The organism is Metallococcus carri (genome assembly GCF_011440275.1).
GTDB classification, from domain to species: domain Bacteria; phylum Actinomycetota; class Actinomycetes; order Actinomycetales; family Dermatophilaceae; genus Metallococcus; species Metallococcus carri.
Map to the genome: position 1 here is coordinate 316,538 of NZ_JAAOIV010000002.1, position 26,856 is coordinate 343,393.

Here is a 26,856-nt window from a genome sequence, read left to right on the forward strand (position 1 = left end):
GCGTGTGTCACGGATCGCCGAGAATGGACGCGACAATCTCGGCGAGAGAATCCCCCGCGACTCCCAGCTGGTGACCCGGCACCCCCATGCGGGTGGCCGGGGCGATATCGGTCGGCTGATCGCCGATCATCACCGAGCGCTCCGGGCGGGCCCAGGCGGCGCGAGCGAAGGCCTGTTCGAACAGGCCGGTCGCCGGTTTGCGGCAGCCGCAGGTGCCCGCGCGATGGGGGCACAGCTGGATGCCGTCCAGCCAGCCGCCGGCCGCAGCGAGCTCGTCGAGCAACCGCCGGTGCACCGCGAGCACCTGCCGCTCGGTCAGTGCGCCGGTCGCCAGGCCCTGCTGGTTGGTCACCACCACGACGATTGCCCCGGTGGCATTGAGCCGGGCGACCGCCTCGGCCGCGCCGGGCAGCATCACCAGGTCGTCCGGGTCGTCGACATAACCGGGCCGGCGCAGGTTCAAGGTCCCGTCGCGGTCCAGCAGGACCAGGTCGTATGCCGAGTCCGCCCGCGCCCGCGGCAGCGGCGCCGTCGAGCGTCCCAGCAGGTCGGCGTCGGTCAGCTCAGGAGCCGGCATCGCCCGCATCACGGCTGAGCACGTCGATCGCCTCACACCAGGAATGCCCCCACAACAGGTGGACTTCTTGGATGCGCGGGGTCTCGCGCGAGGGCACGACGAGCAGATGGTCGACGCTGCCTTGCAGGTGCCGGCCACCTTCACCGACCATCGCGATCGTGAGCACCCCGCGCTCCCGGGCCAGGGCGAGCGCCGAGACGATATTGGGGCTGCTGCCGCTGGTGCTCATCGCGAGGAAGACGTCACCCGCCCGAGCGTGGGCGAGGATCCCGCGGTTGAACACCTCGTCGTAGCCGTAGTCATTGCCGATCGCGGTCAGCGAGGAGATGGATTCGGCCAGGCTGATCGCGGGCAGCGGCGGGTTGTCGTGGACACATTTGCCGACGAGTTCGGCCGCGATATGGCTGGCCATCGCGGCGGACCCGCCGTTGCCGGCCACGAGCACGGTGCCACCGGCGGCCACCCGCTCGACGAAGGCCGCACCGGCCGCATCGACGGCGGCGGTCAGCGCGGGATCGGTGAGCGCGGCGGCGAGGGCCGACCAGGAGGCGAGCCCGTCGGCATACCGCCGGGTCACAGCCGCACCCGCGGCCTGTGGGTCGACCCCGTGGATCGGATGACTCATGCGCGCTGTCCCCTCCAGGTGGTGACGCCGTCCTTGCTGAAGGTCACCTCGGAGACGGTGAGCCCGAGCGCGATCAGTTCGTCGGCCACGATATGCCGGCGCTCGAACTCGCAGACGAACACCATGTGTCCGCCGCCACCCGCGCCGGTGACCTTGCCGCCGAGCGCGCCGGCCTTGGTGGCCCGCTCGACCGCGGCGTCGATCAGCGGAGTGGTGATCCGCGAGGACATCTTCTGCTTCTCCCGCCAGGCCTCACCGAGCAGCCGCCCGAAGGCGTCCACCTCGCCCTTGACCAGGGCCTGCTTCATCCGCGCGGCGAGTTCCTTCTGGGCGCGCAGCCCTTCGAGCGCCTCGCTCTGCCCGCCCTCGTAGCGGCTGCGCTGGTCTTCGATGATGTGGTCGCTCACCCGGGTGCGGCCGGTGAAGGCCAGCAGCATGTTGTGCTCAAGCTCGTGCACGGTCGCGTCGCGCACGCGCAGCGGGTTGACCACGACCTGGTCGGGCTGGAACTCGATGAAGTTGAACCCGCCGAAGGCGGCGGCATACTGATCCTGCGAACCGCCCGGTATGCCGAGGTCCTCGCGCTCCAGCCGGAAGGCCAGCTCGGCGATCTCGTAGGGCGTGAGGTCGACGCTGCAGTGCTGGGCGACCAGCCCGATGACCGAGACCATCACCGCGCTGGAGGATCCGAGGCCGGACCCGGGCGGTGCCTGAGTGTGCAGGAACAGGTCGAACCCGGTGGAGGGCACCGCACCGTCGATGCGCCGGATCCGGTCGATCGCCGCCTTGGGCAGGTCGAGCTGGCCGTTGAGTTCGACCGGGCCGTCGATGTCGAAGCCGACCGAGGTGCCGTAGTCCACGGACTGGACGGTGACGCGACCGTCGGTGCGCGGCCGCAGCGTCGAGAACGCGAACGAGGAGATGGTGCTCGACAGCACCGCGCCGCCTTCGCGCTCCGGGAAGGGCGCCACATCGGTGCCGCCACCAGCGAAGGAGATCCGCAGCGGCGCGCGGGCACGCAGCACCGGCTTGCGGTGGTCGACGACCGACGGGTCCGCCGCACCGTCCAGTGTCGAGGTCATCGGGCGGCTAACCTCCCTCGGGTCGGGCCGGGCGCTGGCCGCGGCAGGTGGCGTGAGCAGCGTATGTGGTGAGGAGGCGACGGGTGCGGCGATTCCCCTGGATCGATGGCTTGCGTGGTCTGGCCGCGCTGCTCGTGCTGCTCTCCCATGTCGCCTTCTGGACCGGCGCGTCCGCGATCGACGTCTCCGGCGGGTTGCTCGCGCGCGGTGACAGCGGCGTCGCGGTGTTCTTCGCGATCTCGGCCTTCTTGTTGCTGCGGCCGTGGCTGACCGGTCCGGTCGACCTGCACCGGTATGCCGTCCACCGCGCCGCCCGCATCCTGCCCGCGTATGCCGTCGCGCTGGTGACGGTGCTCGCCGTCGCGGCCACCGGGGCGACGCCCGAGGGCGGCCTCGGCGGTGTCGGGCGGGTGCTGTCCAATCTGCTGCTGGTGCAGGGTTACACCGGCCAGACCTATCAGGCCTTCACCCAGACCTGGAGCATCACCACCGAGGTCACCTTCTACCTGCTGCTGCCCGTGCTCGGACCGGCCCTGCGGCGGCTGTGCGATCGGGCGCCGCGCGCTGTGCTGCCGACGCTGGCGGCCGTCGCGCTGCTCGGGCTGGTCGTCCAGGCTGGCGCCGCCGCGTGGAGCCGGCAGGACCCGGCGGGTCATGCCGGTGCGCTCGCCACGAGCGCGCTCGGGCACGCCGCGTGGTTTGCCGTGGGCGCCGCGCTCGCGGTGCTGCAGGCTCGCCCCGATGTGGCGCTGCGCCCGGCTCGGTGGACGCCGGGGGTGGTCGTCGGGGTCGCCGCGATCGTCTACCTGGTCGCCTCCACTCCCCTGGCCGGCCCGGCCGACCTGCGGTTGCCGACCGTGCCCCAGGCCGTCACCAAGGAACTGCTGTATGCCGTCTTCGCCGGGCTGCTCGTCTTCGCCGCCTCGGCCTCGCCCCGCACCCGCGGGGAACGTGAGCTCGCGTCGTGGCCGGGCCTGGGCTTCGCCGGGGATCTGTCCTATGCGGTGTTTCTCTGGCATGTGCTGGTGCTGCAGGTGCTCTACCTGTTCACCGGGAGGCAGTTGTTCACCGGCGGCTTCGGCTGGATGCTCTTCGCCGTGGTGACGGTGACCGTGGTCATCGCCCAGGCGTCGGCGCAGTTGCTGGAGCTGCCGGTGCTGCGCCGGGCGCGTCGGTCCGATCCAGCAGCTCGGACGCCAGTGCGCACAGGGTGAGCGTGCCGAGCACCTGACCGAGTGCGGCGCCAGCGGACCGAGCATCCACCACGCCGAGGGTCGCCAGGGCCACCCCGGCCAGCACCAACGCGGCGGCGCCGGCGGGCACCCGCCACCGGCGCGGAATGAGCGCCACCAGAACGCCGATCAGCAGCCCGATCGGGCCGGCCGCCAGGCCGCCGACGAGCACGGCGAGCAGCCCACCGGCCATCCGCCGCCGGGAGGCTGGCCGGCCGGATCGCGCACCGGCCGCTGTCAGCGCGGCCGGCTGGACCGGCAGCCCCGGCGCGCGCGGCGCCCGCCCGAAGCCACCGACGATCGCAGCGGCCAGCAACAGCAGCACGAGCGCGGCACCGGTCAGCAAGCCGAGCAGATGCGCGCTCTGCGGGGTGAACCGCTCGCGCACCGGCCCAGCGCTCGCGTAGGCCTGCCGCCATCCGTCGACCACCTCCGCGGGTGCCGAGGGCCCGGCCGACCAGCCCGGATTGGCCGCGTGCGTCGTGGTGACCAGGGAGCCGCCCGTCGTCGCCGCCGGTGCCGGTCCCAACACGGCGTAATCGGGCACGAATCCCCCGGCGCCGCTGATCGCCAGCACGGTGGTGCCCGCAGCCACCCGCACCCGCCCGCACGGCACGGCACGCACCAGCGACCCGGGAACTGCCGGGTCCTCGAGGCGCAGCGGGACCGAGCGATCACCGATCCGCACGGCGCCGACGCCGCACCCGGTCGCTCCCGGCCGGGCGGGCGCCCGCAACCACACCGCGACCGCCGGGCTGTCCGCCGCGCCGAAGGTCACCTGCCGCTTGATGACCGTGCCGTCCTCCCCCGTTGGCCGGCCCGCGGTCGTGCGCATGTCGCGCTGCAGCAGCAGCGTGCGGTCGGGATTCACCCGCCGAGGTATGGCGATCACCGAGCCCCAGCGCACGGCCGAGGACGACACCTCGGCCAGTCCGAGCACCGGGTCAGTGGCGCCGGCCGGTGCGCTCAGCGTCACCGTGACGCTGCGGGTGGGCTGGGTGGTCCGCACGGTGGTGGCACGGTCGGCCGGCACGGTGAAGCGCTCCCGGTCGGTCGTCACCACCACCGAGGTGCCGACCGGCAACCGCGGCGCCGGCACGATGCGCAGCGCGCCGACGTCGCGAGCCGCGGTCAGCGTGAGGCGCAGCCGCGCCGTCGATTCGTGACCACCGGTCAGCCAGGCGGTCGATGGGTCGCCGTCGATCGCGGACCAGGCCGACGCGAGCGGCCCGGCATACGCCCGGGCGAAGGGATCGGCACCATCGGAGCTGACGCTCACGGCCTGGAGGTGCTGCAGCACCCGGTGCGGGCGTTGACCCGCAGGCATCGCGGGCAGCAGATCGCGGGCACCGGCCTTGGTCGGTGAGCTGTCGGTGGCGAGCAGGGTGGGGCTGTAGGCATCGACGGTGGGCACGCCGTTGTTGTAGGCGCGCCAGCGCAGCGAGTCGGTGACGACATTGGCGGCGGTGCGCACGTCGCCGAGCAGCGCGGTGGGGGTGCCCGCGGACATCACGCCGGTCGCGAGCGCGGCGAAGATCGCTTCTGGTCCTCCGTCGACCACGGTGAACCGGTCCGATCGAGTGGGTGGCGCCGGCACGGTGACCTGCCAGAGCGTCAGCGCACCGTCGGCACCCACCCGGCGCCAGCCTGGTGAGCTTGCCAGGGTGCGTTCGACCGCCTGCCACGCGCCGGCGCCGGCCGAGGCGGCGAGGTCGTGCCGCACCACGACGCGACGAATGCCCATCCGGGCCAGTCCGCTCGCCAGCGCAGGCTGCGGCTGACCGGTGGCGGCGAGCTCGTCGGCGGCGTCGAGCAGCCGGGTCGCGGCGGGCGGGCCGAGCGGTGCCGAGGCGCGCACCACGACGGGCGAGGTCGCGGCCGCGGACAACGGTTCGTCGGTGGTGCGGCCCCAGGTGTAGGTGGCCGTGCGCGAGGTGGGCAGCAACAGGGTCGAGCCGCCGTCCGCCGCCGCCAGCGCATCCATCCGAGCGGCGGTACGGGAGATCTCCGCCGGCAGCCGGGGATAGGCGCCCGCGTCGCCGACCCGCCCCTGCCACAACGGCGTCGCGGCCGCGAGCACCAGCAGCGCCACCAGTCCGGCCGACCACCGCACCCGTGGTCGCGGTGCGCGCGCGAGCCGGTGCGCCATCACCGCCAGGCCGAGGCAGAGAGGCAACCGGATCAGCGGGTCGAATTTGTGCACATTGCGCAACGCGGCGAGCGGGCCGTCCAGCAGGGCACGCACCGGCCCAGCGACCGGCGACCCGGCGAACCCCGGGTGGCCGAGCACCATCGCCAGCGTCCCGGCCACCACGCAGACCAGCGCCCAGGTGCGCACGCGCGCAGGCAGCCGGCATACGCCCAGGACCCCGACGGCCGCGAGCGCGCAGGTCGCCAGGATCGAGGTCAGCGACTGAGCGGCGACCCAGCCGCCCTGCCAGACCGGGTGACCCTGGCTGTCCAGGATGTAGGCGACCCAGTCGTTCGCGCCCCGCAGGGTGTTGGGCACCGAGGTGACCGCGGTGGTGATCGAGGAGGTCTCGATGTAGTCCAGGAAGGGATAGGCGAAGCCGCCCAGCACCAGCAGCGGTGCCAGCCACCACACCGCGCCCGCGAGCACGGCCGCACCCCAGGGAATCAGTCGTCGCCGGCCGACCGGGTCGAGCAGCAATAGCCCGAAGGGCAGGAGTTGTATGACGGCCGACGCCGTCGCGTTGACACCCCCGGTCGCGGTGGCCAACAGACCGCACACCGCAAGCGCACCGGCCAGCCGGCGTCCCCGCAGCGCCGGGTCGAGCAGCCGGTGGGCGGCCACGACGGCCCAGGGCGCGACGGCATACGGCCAGGCTTCGACCGAGTTGGCCGCGAGCAGGGTGAGCACGCGCGGGCCGAAGGCATAGGCGGCGCCCGCGAGCACTGCCGCCCGCGGGCCGCCGAGGCCCAGCCGCCGCACCAGGGTGACGGTGCCGGTGAAGGCGACCAGCACGAGCAGCGTCCACCAGGCGCGCTGGATCACCCAGGCGGGCAGGCCGACCGAGGAGCCGGCACCGAAGAAGGGGCCCATCGGGAACAAATAGCCATAGGCCTGGTTCTGCAGTTCACCCAGGCCGGAGTGGGCATTCCAGGCCCGCAGGGCGCGCCCGAGATAACGCCACGGCGAGATGACCAGGTCGACCTTGGTGTCCGGCTCGGTGCGGCCCGGCTGGATCAGCCAGGGCACGAGCGCGACGACGATCGCGCTCAGCCACAGCACCGGCGAGCGCCGGGTCATCGCTTGCGCAGGATCAGCAGCAGATTCCAGGTCACGAGTTCGCGCAGCACCGGCACGCGCAGCACGGCCTGGGCGGCGTCGGGCAGATAACGCGGGCGCGCGGCGAGCACCTCCACCCGCGGACTCGAGTGGGCCCACCGCAGACCCTGGGCGACGCTCACCCGGAACAGTGTGTCGTCCACCCGGTTCTTGGGTGGGCGACCGTGGCGGCGTTCGTAGCGCCGGGCGGCGCGATCGCCGCCGAGCCAGTGCCAGGGGGAGGTCTCGTGGCCGCCCCAGGGTGACAGCCAGTTGGTGTAGGACAGGAACACCAGTCCGCCGGGCCGGACCACGCGCACCATCTCGTCGGCGACGGCCTCGGGCTCGGGCACGTGCTCCCACAGGTTGGAACTGAACACCAGGTCCACGCTGTCGTCGCCGAACGGCAGCGCCGCCGCTGTCGCCACGACCCCGCCGTCGTGCACCGATGCCACCGAGGGGTCGTGGTCGACCGGCACGTAGCGCGCTCCCGCTGCCCGAAAGGCGCGGGCGAATTCCGCCGGGCCAGCGCCCACGTCGAGCATGAGCTGGCCGGCCAGGTCGGCGTGCTCGTCGAGCAGCTCGACCGAATCGCGGGCGAGCGCACCGTAGAAGACCGGCGGGTCGGTCTGCTCCTGCAGGAAGGCTCGGAACAAGCGCACCGAGCGCGCGAGACCGCGGTCGCTCATCGGGGCCGCTCCGCCACCAGGTGCAGGGTGGGCCGCAGCCGGGGCCGGGCCAGTCGCGCGCCCAGCACGACCGGGGCGGACGCCAGGCCGGCGCCGAGCACCGCCCGGGAGCTCAGCACGCCGCGCGGCCGGTCTCGCGGCGACAGCCGGCGGGCGACGCTCGCCGCATCGGTGACCAGGCTGTCCAGCACCGGCCGCAGCACCCGCACCCGGATCAGCCCGGCGTCCTCGGCGGCCCGCGCCAACGACGCCGCGGTGAAGAAGCGCACATGCGTCGGGTCCTCGAGCATCCACCAGCCGTCGCGATACAGCTGTATGCCGTCGCTGTCGCCGGCCGGGGTGAGGAACTGCACCATCCCGCCGGGCGCGAGCAGGTCGCGCGCCACCCGCATGGTGCGCACCGGGTCCGCCACATGCTCGAGCACGTGGATGCCGTAGACCAGGTCGGCGTCCACGCCGGCGGGGTCGAGCGACTCCACCGGTCCTTCGTGCAGGGTGCCCTCGCGGCGGACCTTCTCGTCCACCCCGATCTGCAGCTGGTCGGGGTCGGCACCGGCCACGGTGGCGCCCCCGTCGAGAAACCGGCGCAGCATCGACCCACTGCCGTAACCGATCTCGAAGACCGACCGCGGCTCGGCATACCGCCGCATCGCGCGATAGGTGAGGTCCAGGCGGATCCGGTCCAGCGTCGGCTCCCCGCCATACGCCAGATCGCGGTGCCGGGCAGGAGCGCGCGTCAGGTCGCGGGCCAGGTGACCACACGCGGTGCAGCGGTCCAGCGTGCACCCCGGAGCGAGCCGAAGATCGGCGACCGGACCACCGCAGATCTCGCAGTCAAGGGACTTCACGCGTTTTGCTACCTCCGAGTAGGTCGGGCGATACTCTAGTCGGCGGACGCTTCCCCGCGCGGGACCATCGATCAAAGGGAGACTTCGTGAGGTCAGCGCACGGACGAAGGCTCGCGCCGGCGCAGGGGTCCCGGGATCCGCTGCGGATCCTCTACCTCTCCTGGCGCGACCGCGAGCACCCCGAGGCGGGCGGCTCGGAGACCTTTGTCGAACGGACCGCCGAGGTGATGACCTCCTTCGGCGATGCCGTCACGCTGTTCACCGCCCGGTTCAAGGGCGCCGACCGGCAGGCCCGGCACGGCGATGTCACCGTCCTGCGCCGCGGCAACCGGTTCACCACCTATCTCGCCGGGCTGCTGCACCTGGCCACCCACCGCGGCGACTACGACGTGGTGATCGACGTGCAAAACGGCGTGCCCTTCTGGACCCCGCTCGTCGCCGGCCGGGTGCCGGTCGTCAACGTGGTCCACCACGTGCACAAGGACCAGTGGGCGGTCATCTTCGGTGAGCGCATCGCCCGCTTCGGCTGGTTCCTGGAGTCCAAGGTCGCCCCCCGCGTCTACCGCGGCAGCCGATATGTCACGGTGTCGCAGGCCACCCGCGAGGACCTGATCGGCCTCGGTGTCCGGGCCAAGGACATCGACCTGGTCTACTCCGGCAACGACCTGCCGCAGGACTATCTGTCGTATGGCGATGTGCCCCGCACCGACGTCCCCAGCCTGGTGGTGTTGTGCCGGCTGGTGCCGCACAAGCAGGTCGAGATCGCCATCGACGTGGTCGCCCAGTTGCGCGAGGAATTCCCCGACCTGCGTCTGGACGTCGTCGGCTCCGGCTACTGGCAGGAGGAGCTGGTGCGACACGCCCAGCGGCGCGCGGTGAGCGACGCGGTCACCTTCCACGGCTTCGTCGACGAGCCGACCAAGCACCGGCTGCTCGCGCAGTCCTGGCTCTCACTGATGCCCTCGCACAAGGAGGGCTGGGGTCTGACCATCGTCGAGGCCGGGCTGCACGCCACCCCGACCATCGCCTTCGCGCATGCCGGTGGCCCGAGCGAGTCGATCCAGCACGGCCGCACCGGGCTGCTCGCCCACGACCGGCACGACATGGCCGAACAGGTGCGGGTGCTGCTGCGCCACCACAGCCTGCGCGAGGAACTCGGCGCGGGTGCTCGCCGGCATGCCCTGAGCTTCGACTGGGCTGCCACCGGCGCGCGCCTGCACGAGGTGGTGCGCAATGTCGCCGGGCGCGGGCCGCGGCCGGTTTCCCCCGCCGCGCTCTCCTCCCACCGCCGCCGGGTGCACGACCTGCTGGCCGAGCACCTCGCCCGTCGGGCCGCCGCACGCGCCGACGAGCCGCAGGACATCGCGGTCTGACGCGAGCCGCACCGCCCTCAACGACAGACGGCGGCCCGGACCCCTCCCTGAGAGGTCCGGGCCGCCGTCTCGGCGGTCAGCTGCTACTGGTCGTAGCTGATCTGTGCCTTGTAGGTCTGGGGCTGGGTGATGGCGCCCTGCTGCGCGATCAGACCGAAGATCGCGAAGAGGGCAAGCAGCGCACCGATGATGCCCGCGCCCACGTTGTAGGCGGTCTTCTTGCCGGCCTGGTTTTCAGTCGTCATCGCCTCACCTATCGTGCGGGGCCTCGCGGGTCGAAGCCACGTACTTGCTGATTGCCCAACGGTAGCAAACTCGTCGGTAGCACGCTGGGTTAACGACGCGAGCCGGTGCGAACTCTTTCTGCGACCGTCAGCCCGGCCGCGCCGAGGACCGCCAGAGCGAGCCCGCCGAGCCCCGTCCATGCGGTCGGCGTGGGCGCCGGCGTGGCGTCGCCCACGGCACCGGGCACCCGCATCAGCACCAGCCCCGGTGCCCGCGCGAGGACCGGCAGACCGGTGACGATCCCGGGCTGGGCCGGCTGGTCGGTTTGCACCAGCACCAAGGTCACCCCTTCGCGGCGCAGCACCGGCACCGGGTCGCCGGAGCGCAACGCGTCGCCGACCGCTCGCGCCCGGGTGCTCTCGCCCCGCACCACCCGGTCCGACAGCGGCAGGTCGTCGTTGACCAGGACGTCGCGATCGACCAGCCGCTGCCACGGATCGAGCACGACGACGCGGTGGTCCCAGGCGTAGCGCCGGTAGAGCGTCCACGGGAAGACCGCGACCGAGCCCTGCGGTTGCGCAGCGATCACCTCGGCGATCTGGCGGTATGCCGGGGGGTAGTCGACCGCGCGCCACTTGCCGCCGGCGCCCCACGCCAGCCCGGGCAGGGTCGCCACCGGCCACAGCGCCGCAACGGCGACCGCCAGCGCGACCGCGGCGGGGGCCGCCTGCAGCCGGCGCCCGGCGCGGCGAACCACCTCCGCGAGCATGCCGGCGCCGAGGGCGACGGCGAGCATCCACGGCGCCGCGAATTTCTGCGAGTCGCGCAACAGTCCACCGCCGGGGATCTCGCGCACGATCCAGGTCACCAGCCCGCGCCCACCCGGAAGCGCCGACCCGAAGGCGAGCACCGCGCCGATCACACCGGCGACGAGCACGCCGCGCACCAGCGGCTCGCGCAGCCGGCCGGAGCGCGCCAGCGCGCCAACCGCCGCGACCACCCCGAGCAGCGCAAGCCCGGAGGTCACCACGCCGGAGCGCTCGGCGAACCAGACGCCGCGGTTCCAGATGCCGCCACCGGTCAGCACCGACAGGACGACGCCCCAGGGGGTGTCGGCCCGGGCCATGAAGGCGCTCACCCCGGCCGGGTCGCCGCTCTCGCGCGGCGCGAGGAAGAGGAAGGGGAACCACCAGACGGCGTTGGCGAGCAGGAAGAAGCCGAGTGCGACCGCCGTGCGCCCGAGGCGGCGCCCCCATCGCGCTGCGCCGGCGAGCAGCACACAGGCCGTCACCAGCAGCCCGAAGACCGCACCGGTCGAGCCGGTGAGCGCCATCAGCACCGTCCAGCGGGCGGTGCGGGCGCGTCCACCGCGCCGGTCACCCGCCCACGCCGCGGTCGCGCGCGCGAGGTGCGGCAGCACGGCATACCCGAGCAGGAAACCCCAGTGCCCGATCGCGAGCCGCTCCCCGACATACGGATTCCAGGCCGCGCAGACGGCGGCCGCGACCGCTCCGGTGCGGGTGCGCAGCATCCCGCCGACGCCGGACCCGACGAGCACGAAGACCGCGAGCAGCAGGATCTTTTGCACCAGCCAGCCGGGCAGCAGGGATGACGCGAGCGCCACCACCAGGTCGTTGGGCACGGCTCGGGGCACTGACCCGTCGATGCCGAGCGTGCGCGCCGACAGCGGCAGCCGCGGCACAAAGACCATGTCGTAGAAGAGCAGATAGCCCGGCCGCAGGGCGGGGCCGAGCGCGAGCAGCCCACAGATCAGCCCGGTGAGGCCGCCCGCTATCCCCGGGGTGACCCGCGGCAGCCGGCGAGCCGGGATCGCGGTGCTCACCGCCGGTCCGACTCGATCTCGGCGAAGGCCGCGCCCATCCGGGCGCACTGGGTGGCCAGGTCGTGCTCGGCGAGCATCCGGGCCCGATTGGCCGCGCCGACCTGTGCGCGCAGCGCGTCATCGGTGAGGAAGTTCAGCAACCCCTCGGCGAGTGCCTCGGCGTCGTCCTCGAGCAGCAGGTTGGGCGACTGCACGGCCTCGTCGTTGGTGCCGCACCGCGTCGTGACGACCGGCAGGCCGCACGCCTGGGCCTCCAGATAGGCCAGCCCGAGCTGCTCGGTCCACTTCCAGGTCGGCCGGGGTGCGGTGCAAAAGACCGCCGAGGAGGCCAGCAGGTCGCGCACGCCTTCGGCATCGAGGTGCCCCGCGAGGCTCACGCCGCTGCCCGGATCGGCAGCCGCCGCCTCGACCATGGGGCGCAGGGGGCCGTTGCCGGCAACGACGAGCGTGGCCTCCGGCACCGTCCGCCGGACGATGGTCAGCGCCTGCAGCACCCGGTCGATGCCCTTGTTCTCCGCCAGCGGGGAGGTGAAGACGATGCGTGGTTCGCGGGCCGGCTCCAGCGCCGGGCGGAACAACCCGGTGTCGACCCCGGGCTTGACGACGCGGATCTGCTCGTCGTGAAAACCGTTGTGCAGCAAGTGTTCTCGCGCTGCGTCGACCATGCACAAGAGCAGGTCGGCGCTGCGGCAGGAGTCCAGCGCCTGCTTGTAGGGCGGCACCTTGTAGAGCGGCTGGTCGGGCAGGTTCTCCCAGGTGATCACCGCCTGCAACGGGTGGCGGCTGCCACGACGCCGCCAGCGCGAGGCCTGCCCGGTGACCAGCGAGCACAGCTCGAGGCTCGCCACCCAGTCGTAGTCCTCCTGGTGCTGCTCGCGCAGCCCCCGCACCCAGGCGAAGGCGCCGGCCTCGACGAATCGTTTGATCGGGCGGCGGTATGCCGAGGGCACCCAGCGAATGTCGCCGACCGGTTCCTGGGCGGCGAGCGCGGTGACCTGAGTGTCCGGCATCCGCGACATCCAGTACAGCTCGCGCCGGGGTCGCTGGTCCGGCAGCGACACCCACAGCAGCCGCCGGCTCATCGGCCGGTCCGGTCCTTGCGTCCGCGCCGGGCGCCGAGCGAATAGCCGACGACCTCCAGGCTGCGCAGCACCACCATCCCCGCCGCGTGGGCGGGATCGCGCGCGAGCCGGCCGCGGTGGGCGGCATACGCCGTGAGCAGGTCACGGCCCTGGGTGCCGACCGCCCCGCGGTGCTCGGCGGCGAAGGCGGGGATGCTGCGCCCGTAGTAATAGCGCTTGCGCAGCACGTCGGCGACGGTGAGGCGTCCTTCGTCGTGGTCGACGACGATCGGGGCGAGTTCGATCCGGCGGCCGGCGGCGCGCAAGCGCAACCGCAGGTCGGCGTCCTCCGGCCCGGACATCCCCAGGTGGAAGGCGCCGGCACCGGTGAGCAATTCGCGGCGCAGCAGTCGCGGGTTGTGCAGCAACGGCTGGTCCAGATAGCACTCGCGCTCCAGCGCGCGGCAGGCAGTCCAGAATCCGTCGCCGATGGTGCGCTCGGGCAGGGCCACGGCATCGGCGCCGGTGCGCTCGGCGGTCTCCATCGCCACCTGGACGCTGGTCGGCGGCAGGATCATGTCGCTGTCCAGCCACAGCACCCACTCCCCCTGCGCTCGCTCGATGCCGGCGTTGCGCTGAGCGGAGCGCTCAGGTCCGGCGGTGAGCAGCAGGTCGGCATACCGCTGGGCGATCTGCGGGGTCGCGTCGCTGCTGTGGTTGTCCACGACGATCAGCTCGACCCGGGGATAACTCTGCTCGCGCACCGAGGCGAGGCAGGCCTCGATCGTCCGCTCGTTGTTGCGGGTCGGGACCACCACGGTCACCAGAGGTATGCCGGTCATCTCGGGCCCTCCTCCTCGCTCGCGCCGCGCACGACGCCGGTCAGCGCCAGCACCAGTCCCGCCGCGGCGAGATAGTGCGGCCACAGGCTCTTGGCGACGCCATCGGCGCTGATCGTGCCACGCAGCGGACCGAGCACGATCAGGTAGACCACCATCGAGCTCAGGATCAGCGCGGCGCCGGCCCAGGTCAGCCAGTCCGAGCGCACCTGCGGGCGCCAGCGCAGCAGCGCGACCAGCCCGAGTCCGGCGGCCAGACCGGCCCAGCCGGCGCCGACGAAGGCGAGGGCGACGAGGCCGACTTCGATGGCTGGGCGCGGCAGCCGGCCGAAGGCCGGACGCAGGCGCCGTCGCGGCTCAGGCTCCGGGTCGGCGAGCGTGCCATTGCGCCGCGCGAGGAGCACCAGCGCGAGGGCGATGAGCAGCACCACCACCGACACCGCGAGCGCAATATTGGAGGAAGTCTGCGGCCCATAAGAGATGCGGATGTCGTAGCTGCCGCCGCGGGGGATGCGCCAGCCGACCGAGTAGCCGTCGAGCAGCACCGGCTTGCCGAGTGATTTGCCGTTGGCGGTCGCCTTCCAGCGCGGGTCGTAGCTCTGGCCGAGGATCACGTTGAAGGCGGCCGGTGCGGTGACCTTCAGCCCCTTGGCGGAGGCGTGGTTGGCGGTGATCCGCTGCACCGGGGTGACCGGCACGGCCTGCTGGCGAGCCGAGGCGTCCAGCATCGACAGGTTGTCGATGGTGAAGCCGGGAGCCTGCTCGATCCGGTGCTGCCCGGCGGCCAGGGACAGCGGGGCGCAGGCTTCCCAGCGCGAGCCCAGCGCGACATCCGGGGTGGCGAGGATCGGGTCGACCGGGCGCATCCGCACCGGCTGGCCATCGACCTGGCCGACCGGGATGCAGCGATTGCCGGACGCGTCGGGCTGGTCGAGCGGGCCGGCGGCCACGGGCCGCAGGGTGTAGCCGGTGTCGATCGCGGTGAACCGCGGCTGGGCGCCGACCCGCGGGCCGCCCGCGGCGGTGAAGGTCAGCCGCACCGTCTTGCCGCGCACGGCCGGGAAGCTGATGGTGGTGCGCCCGTCCCGCGTCAGCTTCGCCTGGCCGACCTGCTTGCCGTCCACCGTGACGACGGCCGAACCGGCCCACTGGGTGTCCTCGCCGGTCTTGTCCGACAGCCCCCGTCGCTGGTCGACGACGACCTGGGAGATGGACCGCGCAGCGGTGCTGAGTTGCCACCATGACTGGTCGACCTTGCCACCGGGGATCCAGGCGGTGCTCTGGCTGCCGTCGGCGGCGGCCGCCGCGCGGTAACTGCCATCGTCGAAGTAGAACCCCGACGACGTCGCGGCGGCACCCGGCGGCAGACCGGCGAGCCGGTCATAGGCCTGCTCCAGCGGGGCGTTGACGCGCACCTGGGCCGAGACATCGAAGCGGCGGGCGTCGGGCAGGGTCACCAGGCGCCGCAGCCCGGTCTCGGTGTCATCGGTGGTGAAGTTGGTGCCCTTCAACCGGGTGAGCAGCACGTCCAGGGGCGTGGCCGAGAAACGGGCCCGCTCGGCCGGGCTGAGGCCGCGGTAGAGCCGGTCGAAGGTCACCGGGGTGCGCAGCGTGCGCACCGCCGGCGGTCCGGCCATCTTGATGTCATTGATGCCGACCAGGTTGAAGCCCGGGCCGCGGGTGGTGGCGACGGTGACGGTCACCCGGGAGGCAAGGGTCGCGCCGAAGTCGAAGGAGGCATAGCCCTTGTCCGGCACCCGCTGGGTGATCGAGCGGCCACCGGCGGTCACCGTCAGCGTGCCGATCTTGTGCACCCCCACGTCGGCCTGGGAGATCTTGATCGTGCCGAGCCGCACCGGTGCCGGCTGGTTGATCGTGAGGCGCTGGCCGACCGCGCGGTCGAAGTCGCCGAACAGCCAGGCGGTGGCCGGGTCGCCGTCGATGGCATTCGCCGGGGCGGCATACGGCAGATCGAAGAACGCGCCACCCTCGGCGGTCGCCGAGACCGTTGCGCCCGAGGGCACCATCACCGTCTGATCGGCCGGGTCGGTGCCGAGGGTGCGACCGCCGACCAACGGCTGGTCGGCCGACAGCACCGGGCCATAGCCATTGGTCAACCGGTTCGGCACCGCCGCTCGACGGGCGTTGGTGTCGGTGATGACCAGCCGGTGGCCCGCGCCGAGCTGGCTGAGCAGGTCGCCGCGGGTGATGCCCCCGGCATACTGGAAGGTCGGCCGGGTGGTGAGCAGACCGGCGGCGTTCAGTTGCGCGACCGACCAGGCGTCGCCGGCGACAACCAGCGAGTTCGCGGCCGGCTCGGCCCGCACCGAGGCGACCGCGTCCTTCAGGGCGAACAACTGCACCGGGCTGAGGAAGGCCTCGCTGCGGTTGGCCGGATCGCCCGGCGCGTACACGTAGTCCCCCGGCGGGCCGAAGTTGGCGACACCGAACATGCCGGGGTCGTTGCTGATCTGGGTGCTGGCCAGACTCGGCCGGATGCCGGCGGTGTCCTCCCAGGCGGTGTCATTGCGCAGCATCACCTGGTCGGCACCGAGGTAGTAGGCATAGGCCGACATGGTGGTGTTGGCCGGCATACCGCCGTTCTGGAAGCTGTCGTCGAGCGCGGCGAGATAGTTGCTGCCGGGCGCCGATGCGTTGGGGGTCGTCTCGGGCAGCACGGCCACCCGGTCGATCAGTGAGTTGGGCAGGTCGTCCGGCCGCTGCTCGGTCCAGCGGTATGCCGGTCGCACCTGGCCGGGCAGGAACAGCACCGTGGAGTTCGCGCTGCCCCGGTCGGCGGCCTCGGCGGCCTGCTGCCAGTACTGCGGGATATTGAGCTGGGACAGGTAGAGGCGGTTGGTGAGAGCGGGCAGCACCCACGAGGCGACCAGGATGACCGCGCAGGCGGCGGCCAGCTCGGGCAGCAGCGCCCGGCCGCGCAGCCGTGGCCACCAGCGCACGGCGGCGCACCCGATCGCGACCGAGAAGCCGAGCGCCAGCACCGCGCCGATCTTGTTGGTGGTGCGGAAGGCCGAGGCGAAGGGCAACTGCATCAGCTGCACGAAGGCGCGGCCGAAGAGCGAGGCCGGGCGGGCCGGGTCCGGGAACGCGCCGACCATGACGACCGCGGCGAGCCCGACACACCCGGCGGCGAGATAACGCGCGGCCCGGGGTGCCCGGGTCATCGCGAGCAACCCGATCACCGCCCACAAGATGGTGAGCACCATGACCACGGTGCTGGTGACGAAGACGGCGTCCTGCGGCACCCAGGCTCGATCGCCGTAGGTGCCGTAGAGCGGCCACATGCCCATCCCCCGCAACACCTCGGGGAAGGAGGACACCTTGGCGATGCCGTCGAGCGTCTCGGAGCCGGCGACGATCTGCGAACCGGTGTTGATCGCCGCGCCACCGGGCACCAGCCAGTAGATCGACACCCCGACCACGAAGAGCGCGCATTTGGCGACGACGAGCACGATCGCCGACCAGCGCACCCGCCATACGGCATGGGCGGCGATCGCGAGCGGGATGATCGCGAGCAATTGGTAGGTGGGCACCACCGCGACGTTCATCCCGCTCATCGCGAAGAAGACCAGCCCGAAGGCCGCCGGCCAGGCCCAGCCGCTCGGGCGCCGGAAGGCCCGCACGAGGCAGATCAGCAGCCACGGCAGCAAGGCATAGGGCAGCAGGATCGCCAGGGTCGACCCGGCCTGCATGTCATAGGGATTGGCGACATAGACGATGCCGGCGATCAGGCCGGCCCACCGGCCACCACGCACGTCCAGCCGACGGGTCAGGCGCGCGGCGCCCCAGCCGGCGAGCAGCCACAAAGCGAAGTGGAAGACCTTGAAGGTCCACTCCGGCGAGAATCCGATCGAGCGCAGGAAGCCGGTCGCGAACAACACCGGCACCAGGCCGACGTTGAAGTTGGGGCTGCCGAGATAGGGCGACTCGTTCCACGCGCTGAGATAGCGGCCGATCATCTGCACCGGCGCGAGATAGACCTCGGGCTTGATGTCGGTGTAGAAGCTGCCGAACGCGTTGAGACCGACCACCAGCGCCAGGAGGGCGACGGCGGCCCCGACCGCCGTGCGGTACGGCGTGAACAGTCGTCGCAAAGGATCTCCGGGTCGCGGGACATCGGGACCCGGTCGGTCGGCGTCCCTGCGGCCAAAACGGCGCGTTCCAATATACCCACGAGTACGCTTGCGGTACTGGCCAACTCGCCATCTCGACCTCGAAAGGGACCCCGACCATCTCCACCTCCTCTCGCGCTGCCACCGGGGTCCTCGGAGCGCTGCTGGGTATGGCCATGGGCGTGGCCAATGTCCTGGGCTACCTGATGGTGGCGCTGCTCACCCGCGCGCTCGGGCCGGAGGATTTCGGCGGTTACACCGCCCTGTCGACATATGGCGTCGTGCTCGCCATCCCGGCCGGGGCGCTGCAGATCGTCATCGCTCGCCGGGTGACCGCACCGGACGCCGCGACCGAGGAGGTGACGAGCGGGCTGCGCACGGCCGCGACGATCGGGCTCGGGATCTTCGTGTTCACCGCGCTGCTCGCTCCGGTGCTGCGCACGCTGTTCCATCTGGACTCGGCCTGGTCGCCGGTGCTGCTCGGGGGCGTGCTGCCGGCGATGTTGGTGACCGGCTGCGTGCAAGGCGTGTTGCTCGGTCAGCACCGGCTGCGCTCCCTTGCCCTGCTCTATCTGGTCACCGCCGGCACCCGGCTGCTCGTGGCGATCGCCGCGACGGTCTTCGACTTCTCGGTGCTGCAGGTGATGGCCGGCATGCTGATCGCGGCCGTGGTCACCGCGGCCTTCGGGGTGTGGACGATCCGCGCCCAGCTGCGCACCCTGCCGGCGTCCGGCCGCGGCCTGGTCACCGAACTGGTCCGGTCCAATATGACGCTGGCCGCGTTCGTGGCATTGACCAATGTCGACGTGCTGCTGGCCCGCCACTACCTCACCCCACACGAGTCCGGCGGCTATTCGCTCGCCTCGACCTTCGGCCGGGCGATCTGCTGGGGCACCCAGTTCGTCGCGCTGATCCTGGTGCCACGGATGCGCCAGCGCAATGCGACGGTCACCCTGCTGAAGGCCAGCGGCGTCGTGCTGGCCCTCGGCCTGCTCGCCGCCGCGGTCGTCGCGGTCTCGCCCCGCACGGTCATCGTCATCGCCGGCGGCCCGGAGTATGCCGAGTACGGCCGCCTCGCGCTGGTCTGCGTCGGTCTCGGCATCACCTGGGCGCTAGCCCAACTGTGGCTGTTCTCCGAGATGGTCAGCAACACCACCGTGCTCGGCCTGACGACCTGGGTGGTGATCGTGCTGGAGGTGGCGGCGATCGCGCTGCGGTGGCACCAAAGCGCCGCCCAGATCGTCGCGGTGTGCGTCGTGGGGGCGCTCGTGGTCGCCGCCCTTGGCCTGGTGCGGGTGGTGCGCCGCCACCAGAACGCCGATCTGGAGGCCGAGGCCTCGGTCATGGCGGTGGCCGACCGGGCCTGAACCCGCGTCAGCCGTCCGCGTTGCGGCGCACCGCCGGCGCCGCCCAGGTCCAGATCATCGCGGCCGCCTCGGGCGTGAAGTGCAGGGTGTCGTGATAGAGCGGTATGCCGCGCACGGTCGGGGTGAACCCGCCCCCGCACAACTGGGCGTTGAGGTCGAGCAGGTGCGCGCGCGGTGTCGACTTCACCCAATCGGCGATCACGCCATTGGCCCAGCCGACCATGGCGTCATTGCTGCCCTTGGCCGCGAAGAACCGCAGCGAGGGGTCGAGCTTGTTCGGGTCGATGCGCCGGCACGGCAGGTTCATCACCGTCACCGACCGGGCTCCGTTGCGGTTCGCCGACTGCCAGATCGAGGTGAGCGACTGCCGGATCAGCGCGGCGGCCTGCGGCGTGCCCGGAGCGGCCGGACCGGACGGCGTCTGATGGTCGGTGAGGTAGTGCGTGCCGGCGATCAGCAGCAGGGTGCGGTCGAAATACTGACCGAATTTCACCGGCCAGTCCTTGCGCCAGTTCGCGCAGACCTGTGACTCGGGCTGCTGCTGCCCGGCGACGACGAGCGGCTGGGTCATCAGGTCGCAACCGATCGCCGCGAAGTCGTTGAGCTCGAGGTCCCGGTACGCCTTCGGCGGGTAGCCCTTGACCAGTGAGACCGCGACCGAGTCGCCAACGACGCCGAACCGCATCGGGGCACCGCTTCGAGGGATGTATGCCGGCTGCCCGGCCACCAGCGGGGGCACGTCGGCCAGCCCCGGTTGCGGGGTGCGCCACAACGCGAAGCCGGCGGCGGCGACCGCGACCACGGTGCCGAAGGCGATCACCCGGCCCTGCAGCCTCGTGCGGACGAAGGCCCGCAGGCCGTGCTGCAGGATCGGCGCCTCGAGGTAGCGGAAGCTCAGTGCCGCCAGCGCGACCGTGAGGGCGAACTGGATCGTGCCGGCGACCACGGTCGGCATACCGGAGAGGGGCAGCCAGAGACCGATCGGCCAGTGGTACAGGTAGAGCCCGTAGGAGATCCGGCCGAGGAAGACCAGCGGCGCCCAGCCGACGATGCGGTTCAGCGGCAGGTCGCGGCGGTCGGTGGCCGAGGCTCCCATCAGCGCGGCAGCGACCGCGAAAAGCAGCATGCCGCCGTTGTTGTAGGCCCACGCGGAGGTCGGCGACAGCACGAAGAGCGCGCTCAGCGAGACGACGAAGCCGATCAACCCGAGGGCTTGGGCCGTGCCCCGCGACAGCTGCCGCGGGAAGCGGCCGCGGTCGTCGCGCCCGAAGACGAAGGCGGCCGCGACGCCGACCAGCAGCGCGAGCAGCCGGGTGTCGGTGCCGTAGTAGACCCGCGGCAGCGAATCCAGACCGCGATAACCGACATGCGCGGTCCACCAGGTGGCTGCCACCGCAGCGGCTGACACCACCAGCACCCGTCGCGAGCGCCGGCGAGTGAGTGCGCAGACCCCGAGGATGAGGAAGGGGATCAGCACGTAGAACTGCTCCTCGACCGAGAGCGTCCACGCGTGCCGTAGCGGCGACGGCGAGCCCACCATGTCGAAATAGGCGTCCTGGCGAGAGATCAACCTCCAGTTGAGGTAGAACCCCACGGTGCCCAGCGCGTCGCCGCCGAATTGGCTTTTCTGCTGGGGCGGCTGGGTCAGCCAGGTGTGCAGCAGCACCGCGGTCACCAGGACCAGCATCGCGGGCAGCACCCGGCGAGCGCGGCGCCGGTAGAACTCGAGCACCGCGATCCGGCCGGTGCGCACCCGCTCGTGGATCAGCAGCCGGGCGATGAGATAACCGGAAAAGACGAAGAAGTGGTTGATGCCGACCCAGCCACCAACGAGGAAGGTCGCCCCGAAGTGGAAGGCGACCACCAGGGAAACGAAGAAGCCGCGGTAGCCGTCGATCGCGGCCGAGCGGTCCGCTGGCCGCCGAGGTGCGGCCTGGGTGCGAGCGCTCACCGGCCGGCTTCCACATTGGCGATGATCTTCGGCGCCAGCCAGCCCCACACCATCGGGGTGGCCGCGGGCGAGAAGTGGATGCCGTCGCCATACAGCTCGATGCCGTCGACGCTCGACCGGGGTCCGGCGCCGCAGACGGCGCCGCGCAGGTCGATCAGCGGCACCTTGTTGCGGGCGGCCCAGGAGGCGACCAGCCCGTTGGTATGCCGGGGGTCCTCCCCTTCCTCGATCAGCCCGGGCCGTGAACGCATCGCGGTCGCGACATCGGGCGGGACCAGCTTGCTCAACGGCCGGCACGGGACGTTGACGACCTGCAGGCGCTTGCCCGCGGCGCGCGCGGCCGCGAGATAGCGGTCGAAGGTGGCCGACACCGCGGCCGGATAGGACGGATCGGTCCACCAGACGGTTGTGCCGTTGATCCGGTGCGGGAAGGCGAGCAACGGGCTGGCGAACAGGATCACGTCACTGCCCGGCTGGCGGGCGAGGGTGGTCGCGAGATTGCGTTTGGCCGCAGTGCATTTCGGGTCGTTGGTGGGCGGCGGCAGCGGCGGTGGGTATTCGATGGTCTGGTCCATCAGGTCGCAGCCGGGGACGGCCAGGTTGTCCACGGTGAAGCCCGGGAAGTTGCGATAGGGGAAGTACCGCTGCAGCAGGAAGGGCACCGAGTCGCCGAAGACGGTGACGCGCACCGGGGTGGTCGGCGCGGTGTAGGTGGGCTGGCCGGGGACCAGCTTCGGGTAGCCGATGACCCAGCTCGCCGCGGGCGTGTTGACCCCGGTGCCGGCCCGTGCGGTCGAGGTGGTCGCCATCGCCGCGGCGGCCAGTGCGACCGTGCAGCCGATCGCGAGGGCCCGGCTGCGCAGCCGCCCGTTGCGCCGGCCGACGATGGCCCGCAAACCGCCGGCGATGACCTTCTTCTCGAGCAGCTCCCAGGACGCGACCGCGATGGTGATGGTGATCGCCATACCGACGACAACATGGGCCCAGACCGGCCAGGTCGGGGTCGCGCGCGCGAGGGCGATGCGGATCGGCCAGTGCCACAGATAGAGCCCGTAGGACAGCCGGCCGAGATAGGCGAGCGGGCGCCAGCCGAGGATGGTCTGCAGCAGGCCGGGCCTGGTGTCGGCGCAGGCGACCACCAACCCGGCGGCGAGCAGCGAGGACAGCAGCAGGCCGCCGTCGTAGTACATCCACCCCGCGTAGGGGCGGACGCCGACGAAGGCCCACGCGTAGAAGGCCAGGCCACCCCAGCCCAGGGCGAGGACGAGGGGGCGCGGCAGCGGACGCGGGCGCGTGCCCGACCGGTTGGGCGCGAACCACAGCCCGGCGGCGGCACCGACCAGCAGGGTCTGCACGCGCACGTCGGTGCCGTAGTAGGCGTGCGCCTGGGCGGCCTGATCGGCGACACCGACCTGCCGGGTCCACAGCGCCGAGGCGACCGCGAGCCCGAGCAGGATCAGCGCGCGGTCCCGGCGGGTGCGCACGTAGCGAAAGAGCAGCAGCACGAGGAAGGGCACGACGAGGTAGAACTGCTCCTCGACCGCGAGCGTCCACGCGTGCTTGAGCATCGACGGCGTGCCCCATTCGGCGAAGTACTGGTTGTCGGTCAGCACCAGTCGCCAGTTCATGACGTAAGCGAGGGTGGCCAGCACGTCGCCACGCAGCCCGGCCTTCAGCTCGTCCTCGGCGACGAAGAAGCAGTACGTGATGACCGCAGCGAGCAGCACGAAGAGGGCGGGCAGCAACCGGCGGGCCCGGCGCCGGTAGAACTCCAGGATGCGGATCTCACCCCAGACACTGCGCTCCTGGGTGAGCAGCCGCACGATGAGGAAGCCGGACAGGGCGAAGAAGAGATTGACCGCGACCCACGCTCCCTGCAGCGCCGTGACGCCGAAGTGGTAGGCCATGAACAGCATCATGTCCACGCCGCGGACGCCGTCGAGCGCAGGGACGTGCCGCGGGCGGCGGGCCTGGTTCATCGTTCGGTATGACGCGGGTCGAGCACCCGCCGATGGTATGCGGGCAGCGGATCAGTCGTCGTAGCTACGCCGCCTCGAGGGCCGACCACTCGTCGCGCGAGGGTCGTCGGCCTCGTCTTCGACCCGCTCCCACCGGGACTCGCTGCGCGGCGGTCGTCGCTTGGCACTGCCGAGGGCGCTCGCGCCGCGCGCCGGCCGGGCGGCGGACTCGTCCAGGTCGTCGTCGTGGTCGTCGAACCCGTCCGCGTCGTGCTCGTCGTCCCAGTCACGACGGCCGCGGCCGCGCGGTTCGTCGTCCTCGTCGTCCCAGCCCGGTCGGGCCCGGCGCTCCTGGGTCGCCTTGTCGACACCGAAGAACCAGGTGCCGAGCGCGAGGGTGAGCAGGCCGATCAGCCCGGCCGCGAAGGCCTTGTACTTGTTCTCGTCGGTGAGGTTCTGGCAGACGTTCTTGGCGAACTGCTCAGACGGCGGGCTGGAGGCCGAGCCGCACTCGAAGACGCCACCGGAGGTCGTGCGCAGCGACATCGGCACGAGGTAGAAGTAGACGGCGAGCACCAGCAGGGCCAGCCCGATCAGGATGCAGATCTTGGTGCCGGTCCGCAATTGCAGCACGGAGCGGGTCTTGTCGTCGTGGCTCGGCATGGCCCGCATGCTACCCGCCGGTATCGGATTGCGCGGCGGTTCGAGAAAGCCCCGCCGACCTGCGACGTCACCGGCATACGAGCAGGTCGGCGAAGTTAGACTGCGAGAGTTTCGCGTCTCGATTCACGGGGAGTCCGGTGGCACACCAGCACAAGTCCTTGCCGTATCGCCCGGCGTTGGACGGTCTGCGCGGGATCGCGGTGACCACCGTCGTGTTGTTCCACCTCGGGGTCAGCTGGATGCGCGGCGGCTGGCTGGGCGTCGACCTGTTCTTCGTGCTGTCCGGCTTCCTCATCACCTCGCTGCTGATGGCCGAGCACGACCGCTGGGGCTCGATCGACCTGCTCGGGTTCTGGACCGCGCGCGCCCGCCGGCTGCTGCCGGCGCTGGTCACCATGCTGCTGGCGGTGCTGGCACTGTCCTCGGTGTGGACCCTCGCGTCGCGGCGCGCCTCGGTGGCCCTCGACACGCTCTCGGCGCTGTTCTACGTCGCCAACTGGCGGATGCTGCTGTCCGATGACGCGTATTTCGAGACGCTGTCGCTGCCGAGTCCGCTCAAGCACACCTGGTCGCTGTCGATCGAGGAGCAGTACTACCTCATCTATCCGCTGTTGCTGAGCGTGCTGCTCGCGATCACCGCCCGGGTGCGCGGGCGGATGAAGCGCCGGCGGGTGCTCGCCGCGATCCTGCTGGCGCTCGCCGCGGTGTCGGTATGGCGGATGGTCGCCCTCTACCAGCCCGGCACCGACCCGAGCCGGGTCTACTACGGCACCGACACCCGAGCCTTCGAATTGCTGATCGGCGCGGCCGCGGGTGTGCTGCTCGGGCGGCACGACTTCGGCCGCCGCACGACCCGTCCGGGCGCCCTCGACCGGTTTGCTGCCTGGGCCGCGGTGCCGGCGCTGGTGATCTTCCTGGCCGCCTGCGTCGTCGTCGACGACTCGTTCTCGGCGATCTTCCAGGGGTTGCTGGCGGCGCTGTGCCTGATCGCGGTGATCCCGATCGCCGCGTCAGCCGGGCGCTACCACTCCCCCGTGCAACGCCTGCTGAGCGTCGAGCCGCTGCGCCGGCTCGGGCTGATCAGCTACTCGCTGTACCTGTGGCACTTCCCGGTGATCGTCTTCCTCAACCCCCAGCGCCTCAGCATGCCGTGGCTGCCGCGCGCGATGATCCAGGCGGCCCTGTCGGTCGGGCTGGCCTATCTGACCTATCGGTATGTCGAGACGCCCATCCGCCGCCGTGGCTTCGCGGGGCTGCTGCCCGGGCGGCCCGCGCCGAGCCGGGTGCTCGCGTGGTGCGCGGTCCCGCTGATCGTGCTCGGCGCGTTCCTCATGCCCCGATCGGCGTGGGGTGACACCGAGATCGTCGGCGACACGAGCAAGATCGCGAGTACCCCGCTCACCTACACGCCCGCGCCCTACGTGCCCTTGGCCAAGCCGCACGTGGTGACCCTGATCGGCAACTCCATCCCGGACAGCCTGGCCGCGGTCTATCCGCAAAGCGCTCACCCGGACATTTACGTGCAGACCACTGTCAATGACGGCTGCGATCCTTTCCCGGGCACCAAGCTGATCGGTGGCGAGCCGCAGCAGATCACCCCCCAATGCCGCGCCTGGCAGGGCCGATGGACCGTGCCGATCACCAACGGCAAACCCTCGCTCGCCCTGTTCTTCGTGCCGCAAAGCTTCGTCAGCGACTATCAGCTGAACGGTCGCACGGTGCGCTTCGGCACCCCCGAATACGCACGCTTCATCAGCGACTCGCTCACCACCGTGCGCGACAAGAGCCTGCAGGCCGGCGCCAAGAAGTTCGCGGTCACCACCTTGGCGTGCCACAACCTGCCGTTCGCCGATGTGAACAAGGAGTTCGCGCTGATCAACCAGACGCCGAGGGTGATCTGGATCAACGGTCAGGTCCGCACCTGGGCCACGGCTAACAAGGTGCCGGTCATCGACCAATACGGCTTCCTGTGCACCGGCGGCTATCACGACAAGATCAACGACGCGCCGCTCTATAAGGACGGGCTGCACTTCACCGAAGAGTCCGGGCCGATCATGTGGTCCTGGCTCGCCCCGCAGCTCCAACGCCTGATCCGATGAATATGCCGGTCGCGGTGGTGCTCGCCGGCGGCCTCGGCTCCCGGTTGCGCCCGCTGACCGAGGTGTTGCCCAAGCCGGCGCTCCCGGTGGCCGGCACCCCCTTGCTCGGGCTCCAACTGGCCTGGCTGGCCGGTCACGGTGTCCACGAGGCGGTGATCGCCAGCGGCTACGCGGGGGACGCGCTGGCAGCGGCGGTCGGGGACGGGTCGGCATACGGCGTGCGGGTGAGCTTCGTGCGCGAACCCGCCCCCCTCGGCACCGGCGGCGCGCTCGCCCGGGCGCTGCGCACGCTGCCCACGCCGCCCGAGCGGGTCATCGTGACCAATGGCGACCAGCTGACCGGGCACGACCTGGGGGCGCAGGTGGTCGCCTCCGAACGTTCCGGTGCGAGCGTCTGCGTGCACGCGCGCAATGTCCTTGACGCCCGACCGTTCGGGCTGTTGACCCTCGAGGGCGAACAGGTGGTCGCCTTCCGGGAGAAGCCCCCCGCCCCGGTGCCCGGCCTGGTCAACGCCGGGACCTATGTCGTGCGCCCGTCCGCCCTGACCGACGTGCCCGACGACCGCGAGGTGAGCCTGGAGCGGGAGGTCTTCCCCGCGCTGCTCGCACGCGGTGACCTGGTGACCGCGTATGCCGAGGATGCCTACTGCCTCGACGTCGGCACCCCAGTGGCGCTGCGGCAGGCGACCGCCGACCGCATCGCGGCGGGAGCGCCGGCGGTGGACCCGTCCGCGCGGGTCGCACGCTCGGCCGTCGTCGGCGGCGGCAGCTGGGTCGGTCCGGAGGCCGTGGTCGAGGCCGACGTGCGGCTCACCGGGACCGTGGTGCTGCCGGGCGCACGGGTCGGTGCGGGATGTGCGCTGGTGGACTGCGTCGTGCAGTTCGGTGCCGCTATCGCCGCAGGCACGCGCGCCTCCGGCGCCGTCCTCACCTAACCGAGCGGCCACTTATCGCCGCCCGACCGGCCACTTTTGGACCCTCGTATCTGATGGGTCCGGCTCG

Annotated in this window: 19 protein-coding genes; 5 read left to right on the forward strand and 14 right to left on the reverse strand. The window is 71.7% G+C overall.

All coding sequences use genetic code 11. The annotated features are described in order from the left end of the window. Window positions 1-7: 7 nt before the first annotated feature. The 3 genes from G9U51_RS03995 to G9U51_RS04005 are packed head-to-tail and all read right to left on the reverse strand — an operon-like array spanning window position 8 to window position 2,284. Complete coding sequence (locus G9U51_RS03995; RefSeq protein ID WP_166193507.1) at window positions 8-577, reverse strand: D-glycero-alpha-D-manno-heptose-1,7-bisphosphate 7-phosphatase; 570 nt, start codon at window positions 575-577, stop codon at window positions 8-10. After that, entirely contained in the window at window positions 564-1,202 is a 639-nt protein-coding gene (locus G9U51_RS04000) for a D-sedoheptulose-7-phosphate isomerase (protein ID WP_166193510.1), read from the reverse strand. Before G9U51_RS04000 ends, G9U51_RS03995 begins: the two co-directional genes overlap by 14 nt. After that, window positions 1,199-2,284 (reverse strand): GHMP family kinase ATP-binding protein, encoded by a 1,086-nt coding sequence (locus G9U51_RS04005; protein ID WP_166193513.1) that lies wholly within the window; start codon window positions 2,282-2,284, stop codon window positions 1,199-1,201. The genes G9U51_RS04000 and G9U51_RS04005 overlap by 4 nt, the downstream gene beginning before the upstream one ends. 83 nt (window positions 2,285-2,367) lie before the next feature. On the opposite strand from G9U51_RS04005, the gene G9U51_RS04010 reads away from it, so the two are divergent. Continuing rightward, a complete protein-coding gene (locus tag G9U51_RS04010; RefSeq protein ID WP_166193516.1) occupies window positions 2,368-3,498 on the forward strand; it encodes an acyltransferase family protein in 1,131 nt (376 codons plus the stop codon). Here G9U51_RS04010 and G9U51_RS04015 read toward each other — a convergent pair. From G9U51_RS04015 to G9U51_RS04025, 3 genes are read right to left on the reverse strand one after another with little or no spacing between them, the layout of a single operon-like run. Continuing rightward, entirely contained in the window at window positions 3,401-6,787 is a 3,387-nt protein-coding gene (locus tag G9U51_RS04015; RefSeq protein WP_166193519.1) for an alpha-(1->3)-arabinofuranosyltransferase domain-containing protein, read from the reverse strand. The two genes, G9U51_RS04010 and G9U51_RS04015, sit on opposite strands and share 98 nt — an antisense overlap. After that, the gene (locus G9U51_RS04020) at window positions 6,784-7,494 is read right to left on the reverse strand and encodes a class I SAM-dependent methyltransferase (RefSeq protein WP_166193522.1); all 711 of its coding nucleotides are present in this window, start codon (window positions 7,492-7,494) and stop codon (window positions 6,784-6,786) included. The genes G9U51_RS04015 and G9U51_RS04020 overlap by 4 nt, the downstream gene beginning before the upstream one ends. After that, a complete protein-coding gene (locus G9U51_RS04025; protein WP_328823299.1) occupies window positions 7,491-8,342 on the reverse strand; it encodes a class I SAM-dependent methyltransferase in 852 nt (283 codons plus the stop codon). Before G9U51_RS04025 ends, G9U51_RS04020 begins: the two co-directional genes overlap by 4 nt. 86 nt (window positions 8,343-8,428) lie before the next feature. Here G9U51_RS04025 and G9U51_RS04030 point away from each other — a divergent pair, with 86 nt between their 5' ends. Next, window positions 8,429-9,715, forward strand: coding sequence for a glycosyltransferase family 4 protein (locus tag G9U51_RS04030; protein ID WP_328823300.1), 1,287 nt, complete (start codon window positions 8,429-8,431; stop codon window positions 9,713-9,715). Between the two features lie 83 nt (window positions 9,716-9,798). Here G9U51_RS04030 and G9U51_RS04035 read toward each other — a convergent pair whose 3' ends face one another. The 5 genes from G9U51_RS04035 to G9U51_RS04055 all read right to left on the reverse strand — a co-directional run bounded on the left by G9U51_RS04035 (window position 9,799) and on the right by G9U51_RS04055 (window position 17,798). Further along, on the reverse strand, window positions 9,799-9,960 hold the full coding sequence (locus G9U51_RS04035; protein ID WP_166193525.1) for a hypothetical protein: 162 nt from the start codon (window positions 9,958-9,960) through the stop codon (window positions 9,799-9,801). Between the two features lie 89 nt (window positions 9,961-10,049). Beyond that, window positions 10,050-11,783 carry a hypothetical protein gene (locus tag G9U51_RS04040; protein WP_166193528.1) on the reverse strand — a complete coding sequence of 578 codons (1,734 nt, stop codon included), beginning with the start codon at window positions 11,781-11,783 and terminating at the stop codon, window positions 10,050-10,052. Next, the gene (locus G9U51_RS04045; protein WP_166193531.1) at window positions 11,780-12,865 is read right to left on the reverse strand and encodes a glycosyltransferase; all 1,086 of its coding nucleotides are present in this window, start codon (window positions 12,863-12,865) and stop codon (window positions 11,780-11,782) included. The genes G9U51_RS04040 and G9U51_RS04045 overlap by 4 nt, the downstream gene beginning before the upstream one ends. Beyond that, window positions 12,862-13,686 (reverse strand): glycosyltransferase family 2 protein, encoded by an 825-nt coding sequence (locus G9U51_RS04050; RefSeq protein WP_166193534.1) that lies wholly within the window; start codon window positions 13,684-13,686, stop codon window positions 12,862-12,864. The genes G9U51_RS04045 and G9U51_RS04050 overlap by 4 nt, the downstream gene beginning before the upstream one ends. Beyond that, entirely contained in the window at window positions 13,683-17,798 is a 4,116-nt protein-coding gene (locus G9U51_RS04055) for an alpha-(1->3)-arabinofuranosyltransferase domain-containing protein (RefSeq protein WP_166193537.1), read from the reverse strand. Before G9U51_RS04055 ends, G9U51_RS04050 begins: the two co-directional genes overlap by 4 nt. 188 nt (window positions 17,799-17,986) lie before the next feature. Between G9U51_RS04055 and G9U51_RS04060 the strand changes: the two genes are divergently transcribed. Beyond that, the gene (locus tag G9U51_RS04060) at window positions 17,987-19,183 is read left to right on the forward strand and encodes an oligosaccharide flippase family protein (protein ID WP_166193540.1); all 1,197 of its coding nucleotides are present in this window, start codon (window positions 17,987-17,989) and stop codon (window positions 19,181-19,183) included. A gap of 7 nt (window positions 19,184-19,190) precedes the next feature. On the opposite strand, the gene G9U51_RS04065 is transcribed toward G9U51_RS04060, so the two are convergent. From G9U51_RS04065 to G9U51_RS04075, 3 genes are read right to left on the reverse strand one after another with little or no spacing between them, the layout of a single operon-like run. Then, the gene (locus G9U51_RS04065) at window positions 19,191-21,134 is read right to left on the reverse strand and encodes an acyltransferase family protein (protein WP_166193543.1); all 1,944 of its coding nucleotides are present in this window, start codon (window positions 21,132-21,134) and stop codon (window positions 19,191-19,193) included. After that, the gene (locus G9U51_RS04070; RefSeq protein WP_166193546.1) at window positions 21,131-23,113 is read right to left on the reverse strand and encodes an acyltransferase family protein; all 1,983 of its coding nucleotides are present in this window, start codon (window positions 23,111-23,113) and stop codon (window positions 21,131-21,133) included. The genes G9U51_RS04065 and G9U51_RS04070 overlap by 4 nt, the downstream gene beginning before the upstream one ends. A gap of 51 nt (window positions 23,114-23,164) precedes the next feature. After that, window positions 23,165-23,755 carry a hypothetical protein gene (locus tag G9U51_RS04075; protein WP_166193549.1) on the reverse strand — a complete coding sequence of 197 codons (591 nt, stop codon included), beginning with the start codon at window positions 23,753-23,755 and terminating at the stop codon, window positions 23,165-23,167. A 137-nt stretch (window positions 23,756-23,892) separates the two neighbouring features. Here G9U51_RS04075 and G9U51_RS04080 point away from each other — a divergent pair, with 137 nt between their 5' ends. Beyond that, window positions 23,893-25,854, forward strand: a complete 1,962-nt coding sequence (locus G9U51_RS04080) for an acyltransferase family protein (RefSeq protein ID WP_166193552.1) — start codon at window positions 23,893-23,895, stop codon at window positions 25,852-25,854. Continuing rightward, window positions 25,851-26,789 carry a nucleotidyltransferase family protein gene (locus tag G9U51_RS04085; protein ID WP_166193555.1) on the forward strand — a complete coding sequence of 313 codons (939 nt, stop codon included), beginning with the start codon at window positions 25,851-25,853 and terminating at the stop codon, window positions 26,787-26,789. The genes G9U51_RS04080 and G9U51_RS04085 overlap by 4 nt, the downstream gene beginning before the upstream one ends. The last annotated feature ends 67 nt before the right edge of the window (window positions 26,790-26,856 follow it).